We start from the raw sequence: 5222 nt of genomic DNA on the forward strand, positions 1-5222 counted from the left end.
CACAACTTTAGCAAGTTTGGCAGTCAGCTTCTCTTGTACAGTCGCTAACAAATTTTCAGGAACGAAAGCGCGACGAATAGCAGTACATTTTTGGCCTGCTTTTGTAGTCATTTCACGGAAGACTTCACGCACAAATAAATCGACAGTCTCTTCATTTGCCTCAGGGCTTAAAATTGCACTGTTTACAGAGTCGGCTTCCATGCTAAATGGAATCGAATATTTATTGAGGTGAGGGTGGTTACGTAGTTTTTGACCTGTGTAAGCAGAACCTGTAAAGGTGACACAGTCTTGTGGGCCTAACTGTTCTAACAGGTCATAAGTCTGACCGCAAATGAGTTGTAGTGCGCCTTTTGGTAAGACATGTGTTTCCTCAATGGCTTTTACAACTGCTTGAGTTAATTGGGCACCATCGGTTGCAGGTTTAACAATACATGGCACGCCTGCAAGTAAAGTTGGTGCAATCTTTTCAAGCATTCCCCAAATTGGAAAGTTAAAAGCATTAATGTGAACGGCAACACCTGCTTTAGGACTTAAAATGTGCTTAGCACCGAAAGTCCCATTTTTAGAGAGTTGAATCCAGCTGTCTTCAGTAATAATTTTTTCGTCATTGAGTTCACGGCGAACCAGACTCGAATAAGCAAATAATGTCTGGATCCCGCCTTCAATATCAATCCACGCATCTTTACGAGTTGCGCCTGTCGCATAAGCAAGTTTGTAGAAGTCTTCCTTACGTTCAAGTAAATGTTGGGCAATTTGTTTTAACGCATTGGCACGTTGGTGAAACGTCCAGTTAGCCAGTTCTGAACCATTCTGTTTGGCATATTGAACAACACGTTTCATATCTATGCCATGACTACTTACGGCATAAATCGCTTCACCTGTAATGGCATGATAAACGGTACGTAATTCTTCGTCAGACGAATGCCATGTTCCATAGACATAAGAAGCAAGATGAGGCAGTAGATGCTCAGACTGCTGAAAATCTGTGTCAGTTGAGGTTCCTTCTAGGTGTGCTTGTTCAAGCATGACCAAACTCCTTTTTTATTTGATACATCAATTATAAAAATTGCAAAAATATGATTCATAATTTCAGATTAATTTGTATAAAAGTCAACTTTATTTTGATTTTTAAAAGTAAAAAAGTTTTTTACATTTAACTTAATTATATAAATTTCAATAGCTTGTATTGGTTTGTTGTTGTGGATTTAATTTGATACTAAAAAATTAGTTGACTTTGTTTTTTGTGTATCGAAAAATAGATTTAAGGGTGATACCTACAGGGAATGAAAGAATGGAAAACAATTACCAGAAATTTGAACAAAATATTGCCAATGAAATTACGATCGAGGCTAAGGATCAAATGCCTGATGCCTACCGCAAAACATTGATTCGTCAAATCGGGCAACATGGCCATTCTGAAATTGTAGGTATGTTGCCTGAAGGAAACTGGATTACGCGTGCGCCGACTTTAAAACGTAAAGCGGTTTTGCTCGCGAAAGTGCAAGATGAAGCGGGTCATGGTTTATACCTGTATAGCGCAGCAGAAACCTTAGGTGCTGACCGTGATGACATGATGGAAAAGTTGATTAATGGGAAAATGAAATACTCATCAATCTTTAACTATCCAACTTTGACTTGGGCAGATGTTGCTGCAATTGGTTGGCTTGTCGATGGGGCAGCCATTGTGAACCAAGTTGCGCTTTGCCGTACTTCATATGGGCCATATGCACGTGCAATGGTACGTATTTGTAAAGAAGAAAGTTTCCACCAACGTCAAGGTTTTGAAGCCATGATGGCTTTGGCAAACGGTACACCAGAACAAAAACAGATGGCACAAGATGCAGTGAACCGTTTTTGGTGGCCAGCACTCATGATGTTTGGTCCAAGTGATGAGCACTCTCCAAACAGTGCACAAAGCATGGCGTGGAAAATCAAACGATTTAGTAACGATGAATTACGTCAAAAGTTTGTTGATAACACCGTACCACAAGTGTTGCAACTTGGCTTGGAAGTACCGGACCCAGATTTAAAGTTCAATGAAGAAACAGGCCACTATGAGTTTGGCGAGATTGACTGGCACGAATTTAATGAAGTAATTGCCGGACGTGGACCATGTAATCACGAGCGTATCGAAGCACGCCGTAAAGCATGGGAAAACGGCAAATGGGTTCGTGATGCAGCAGTGGTCTACGCGAAAAAACAGCAGCTTGAAGCGAACAAAGTGGCTTAACAAGATTTATGGAAAAATTTGAGGAAAACAAAATGGAAGATAAAAACAACTGGTCGCTCTACGAAGTATTTGTACGTAGTAAACAAGGCTTAAGTCACCGTCACGTAGGCAGCTTAAGAGCACCTGATGATGAAATTGCATTGCAACATGCTCGTGATGTTTACACGCGTCGTAATGAAGGAATTAGCATTTGGGTAGTTCGTTCAGAATTGATTAAGTCATCACAGCCAGATGAAAAAGCTGAATTTTTCGATCCTTCTTTAGACAAGGTTTATCGTCATCCGACTTTTTACCATATCCCAGATGGCATTGAGCACATGTAAGGGGAATGGCAAATGAATCATTCAGTTTTATCTAAATTCTTATTACATATTGGCGATAGCCAACTGGTTTTATCTCAGCGTTTGGCTGAATGGTGTGGGCATGCACCTGAGCTTGAAATTGATATTGCCTTAGCCAATATCGGCTTGGACTTGTTAGGTCAAGCAAGAAACTTTCTAACGTTGGCTGGTCAATATGATGAAGCTAAGCGTGATGAAGACCAACTTGCGTATTTCCGTACAGAACGTGAGTTTTTAAACCTCTTGTTGTGTGAACAACCCAATGGTGACTTTGCACAAACGATTGTACGCCAGTGGTTGATGGACCATTACCATCTTCATTTATTTACGGCTTTAACACAAAGCTCACTTCCTGAATTAAGTGCGCTTGCTGTCAAATCTTTAAAAGAAGTGAAGTATCACATCCGCTTTTCGACAAGCTGGATGGAACGTTTAAGTTTAAGCACAGATGAAGCGCATCAACGTGTACAAGAAGGTTTAAATAATTTATGGCGCTTTACCGCTGAATTATTTGAACTGAGTGCAGACGAACAAGCATTAGTTGCAGAAGGTGTGATTCCAGATTTTTCAAATGAAAAAGAACAATGGAACCAAACCATTGCAGATGAGCTTAAGCGTTTTGAATTAAATGTTGCTGTGAACGGTGCTTATCGCCGTGGTGCGAAACAAGGATTGCATACCGAGCATTTGGGTTATTTATTGGCTGAAATGCAATGTATTCAAAGAACTTATCCGGGAATGACCTGGTAAGACAAGGAGGTGAGCCATGCAAATGATTCGTCATTGCATCGACCAATGTTGGGATGTTCTACAAACGGTCAGTGACCCTGAAATTCCGGTTTTATCGGTTGTCGATTTAGGCATGATTCGCGGTGTAGAGATTAACGATCAACAAGAAATTATTGTTCGGCTAACGCCAACATATAGCGGTTGCCCGGCAACAGATATGCTCAAAGCACAAATTGTTGAGGCATTTACCGCAGAAGCTTTGACACCGGTCAAAGTCATGGTCGATTTATCAGAAGCATGGACCACGGACTGGATGTCTGATGCGGGTAAAAAGAAACTACAAGTTTATGGCATTGCACCACCTGAAGGGTTGGCGCATCAGTGTGGAACTCACGTTCATTTAAATGATGGTGTCGAGTGCCCACGTTGCAAAAGCCGACATACCCGACTGTTAACAGAGTTTAGTTCCACCGCCTGTAAAGCACTTTATAAATGTCAGGACTGTCTTGAGCCTTTTGATTACTTCAAATGTATTTAAGTCTTTAGATAAGGAAATCAGCCATGAGCCAATTTGTACCATTAAAAGTAAAAAGTATTACACCGCAAACCGATCAGGCAATTTGTATTGCATTTGACGTTGTACCTGAACAACAAGAACAATTTCAATTTCAACCGGGACAACATTTAACCATTCGCCATTTAACTGAAGCGGGTGAAATCCGCCGTTGCTATTCAATTTGTAGCTATGCGGGCAAAGAAGACATCAGTATTGCGGTTAAAAAAATTGATCAGGGTCAATTTTCAAACTGGGCCAATGACCATTTAAAAGTGGGTGATGTGCTTGAAGTCATGCCACCACAAGGCGTGTTTTTTCAAAAAGCAGCCAAGATGGGCGGACAAAACTATTTAGGCGTTGCTGCGGGCAGTGGTATCACGCCAATTTTATCAATTATTAAACAAGTTTTATTTGAACAACCTGAAGCTAACTTTACCTTGCTCTATGGCAATCGTTCGTGGAAACAAACCATGTTTGCCGAGCAAATTATGGATTTGAAAGATCAGTTTAAAGAACGCTTTCAACTCATCAATATTTTTTCTCGTGAGTTCAACGATAGTGAACTCATGAACGGTCGTATTGATGCAGAAAAGCTTAAGCAACTTTTTGATTTTGAAGTGCTTGAAACAAATTTCGACCATGTTTTTGCCTGCGGCCCGGACGAAATGATGAATGCCGTAGAAAATACTTTACCGAACTTTGGTATTGCCAAAGAGCGCATTCACACCGAACGTTTCCATACAGGGCAAGCGCGTAAACGTAGTGTTGAAGCAGATGCAAACCGTAAAGAAGAAAAAGTAAACATTATTTTAGATGGTCGTGAGCTGATTGTTTCTGTGGCTCAAGATGATGAAAGTATTCTGGATGCGGCTCTGCGTGCGGGTGCCGACTTACCGTATGCATGTAAAGGTGGGGTGTGTGCGACCTGTCGTTGTAAGGTACTTTCTGGCGAAGTTGATATGTTCCTTAACTATAGTCTTGAAGAAGATGAAGTTGAAAAGGGCTATGTGCTGAGCTGTCAGACCTTACCAAAAGGCTCAAATGTTCGCTTGAGTTTTGATGAATAGAGGCTGTCATGCAAGAGTTGATCAAAGCCAGTACAGCTGCTGACGGTGTTTTGTTATTAACCCTAAACCGTCCGGAAAAAAGAAATGCTTTAAACAATGCAACATTGCAGTGTTTATGCGAGTTGCTCGAAGAAGCTGAACATAATGCTCAAGTCAAAGCAGTGGTTTTAACGGGTAACGCTCAGTGTTTTGCGGCTGGAGCAGATCTTAGTGAGTTGGCTGCAATGGATGCCGTGTCTTTGCAACTCGATATTCGCCCGAAGCTTTGGCAAAAAATTGATGCGTTTAGTAAGCCACTC

General features: G+C 41.1%; 7 protein-coding genes. 6 read left to right on the top strand and 1 reads right to left on the bottom strand.

What is annotated here, in order from left to right; all coding sequences use genetic code 11:
• On the bottom strand, positions 1–1026 hold a 1026-nt coding region (locus C1642_RS19980), incomplete at its 3' end, for an aldehyde dehydrogenase family protein (protein WP_228153994.1).
• Positions 1027–1291: 265 nt separating this feature from the next.
• Here C1642_RS19980 and paaA point away from each other — a divergent pair.
• The 6 genes from paaA to C1642_RS19985 all read left to right on the top strand — a co-directional run.
• Positions 1292–2230: a 1,2-phenylacetyl-CoA epoxidase subunit PaaA gene (gene paaA / locus C1642_RS18380; RefSeq protein ID WP_000431128.1), complete on the top strand. Its 939-nt coding sequence runs from the start codon at positions 1292–1294 to the stop codon at positions 2228–2230.
• A 32-nt stretch (positions 2231–2262) separates the two neighbouring features.
• Positions 2263–2553, top strand: a complete 291-nt coding sequence (gene paaB / locus C1642_RS18385) for a 1,2-phenylacetyl-CoA epoxidase subunit PaaB (RefSeq protein ID WP_000389648.1) — start codon at positions 2263–2265, stop codon at positions 2551–2553.
• A gap of 12 nt (positions 2554–2565) precedes the next feature.
• Entirely contained in the window at positions 2566–3321 is a 756-nt protein-coding gene (gene paaC, locus C1642_RS18390) for a 1,2-phenylacetyl-CoA epoxidase subunit PaaC (RefSeq protein WP_103236720.1), read from the top strand.
• 16 nt (positions 3322–3337) lie between these two features.
• A complete protein-coding gene (gene paaD, locus C1642_RS18395; RefSeq protein WP_001177936.1) occupies positions 3338–3838 on the top strand; it encodes a 1,2-phenylacetyl-CoA epoxidase subunit PaaD in 501 nt (166 codons plus the stop codon).
• A gap of 23 nt (positions 3839–3861) precedes the next feature.
• Positions 3862–4923 (top strand): 1,2-phenylacetyl-CoA epoxidase subunit PaaE, encoded by a 1062-nt coding sequence (paaE, locus tag C1642_RS18400; protein ID WP_000077460.1) that lies wholly within the window; start codon positions 3862–3864, stop codon positions 4921–4923.
• A gap of 8 nt (positions 4924–4931) precedes the next feature.
• The coding region (locus C1642_RS19985; protein WP_228153995.1) for an enoyl-CoA hydratase-related protein at positions 4932–5222 on the top strand (291 nt) is incomplete at its 3' end.

The sequence above is a fragment of the Acinetobacter sp. AKBS16 genome (assembly GCF_002899995.1).
Classification (GTDB): domain Bacteria; phylum Pseudomonadota; class Gammaproteobacteria; order Pseudomonadales; family Moraxellaceae; genus Acinetobacter; species Acinetobacter baumannii.

What these genes read in the sequence shown, in the direction of transcription:
- paaC (WP_103236720.1), top strand. Translation starts at nt 2,566, where the DNA reads ATGAATCATTCAGTTTTATCTAAATTCTTATTACATATTGGCGATAGC.
- paaB (WP_000389648.1), top strand. Translation starts at nt 2,263, where the DNA reads ATGGAAGATAAAAACAACTGGTCGCTCTACGAAGTATTTGTACGTAGT.
- paaD (WP_001177936.1), top strand. Translation starts at nt 3,338, where the DNA reads ATGCAAATGATTCGTCATTGCATCGACCAATGTTGGGATGTTCTACAA.
- paaA (WP_000431128.1), top strand. Translation starts at nt 1,292, where the DNA reads ATGGAAAACAATTACCAGAAATTTGAACAAAATATTGCCAATGAAATT.
- paaE (WP_000077460.1), top strand. Translation starts at nt 3,862, where the DNA reads ATGAGCCAATTTGTACCATTAAAAGTAAAAAGTATTACACCGCAAACC.